This is a genomic window from Gammaproteobacteria bacterium (assembly GCA_019911805.1).
In the GTDB taxonomy this organism is placed as follows: Bacteria; Pseudomonadota; Gammaproteobacteria; order Thiohalobacterales; family Thiohalobacteraceae; genus JAHJQQ01.
Genome location: JAIOJV010000023.1, coordinates 1 through 1,139 on the forward strand (window position 1 = coordinate 1; position 1,139 = coordinate 1,139).

The 1,139-nt window shown below is 55.2% G+C and carries 1 protein-coding gene and 1 rRNA gene; both read left to right on the forward strand.

Annotated features, from left to right (window positions below; all coding sequences use genetic code 11):
• The coding region (locus tag K8I04_01740; GenBank protein MBZ0070440.1) for a hypothetical protein at positions 1 to 219 on the forward strand (219 nt) is incomplete at its 5' end.
• A gap of 34 nt (positions 220 to 253) precedes the next feature.
• Positions 254 to 1,139: ribosomal RNA gene (locus K8I04_01745) — 16S ribosomal RNA — on the forward strand; the annotation flags it as partial.

The following is a 1,139-nucleotide window of genomic DNA, read 5'->3' on the forward strand; positions in this document are numbered from 1 at the left end:
TCCCTGGGGTCCACGCAAGTGGTTTTTTGGGGAGATGAGAGGGACGGGTTCGTTAACAAGTTACAGCCGATAAGCGTGGGCGTTTGGATGTGGAGGCACTCTTTGGGGTGTCTGCATGGGCGAGCATTCTTTTTTGTGCGCAAGCGCGAAGGGGAGGGCGAGCCGAAACAAACGCTCATGGAGATAGAAGTGAAGATCACTTCAATTCCGTTTTTATGAGTGAGGTCGAAAGGCCTTGAAATTTAACAAGATCGAACTGTAGAGTTTGATCCTGGCTCAGATTGAACGCTGGCGGCATGCCTTACACATGCAAGTCGAACGGCAGCGCGTCCTTCGGGATGGCGGCGAGTGGCGAACGGGTGAGTAAAGCATCGGAACGTGCCCGGTAGTGCGGGATAGCTCGGCGAAAGCCGGATTAATACCGCATGAGATCCGTGGATGAAAGCAGGGGACCCCTTGTGGGCCTTGCGCTACTGGAGCGGCCGATGTCAGATTAGGTAGTTGGTGGGGTAAAGGCCCACCAAGCCTGCGATCTGTAGCTGGTCTGAGAGGATGATCAGCCACATCGGGACTGAGACACGGCCCGAACTCCTACGGGAGGCAGCAGTGGGGAATTTTGGACAATGGGCGCAAGCCTGATCCAGCCATGCCGCGTGCAGGATGAAGGCCCTCGGGTTGTAAACTGCTTTTGTACGGAACGAAAAGCCTCTTTCTAATAAAGAGGGGTGATGACGGTACCGTAAGAATAAGCACCGGCTAACTACGTGCCAGCAGCCGCGGTAATACGTAGGGTGCGAGCGTTAATCGGAATTACTGGGCGTAAAGCGTGCGCAGGCGGTCTTGCAAGACAGTGGTGAAATCCCCGGGCTCAACCTGGGAACTGCCATTGTGACTGCAAGGCTGGAGTACGGCAGAGGGGGATGGAATTCCGCGTGTAGCAGTGAAATGCGTAGATATGCGGAGGAACACCGATGGCGAAGGCAGTCCCCTGGGCCTGTACTGACGCTCATGCACGAAAGCGTGGGGAGCAAACAGGATTAGATACCCTGGTAGTCCACGCCCTAAACGATGTCAACTAGTTGTTGGGAGGGTAACCCTCTTAGTAACGCAGCTAACGCGTGAAGTTGACCGCCTGGGGA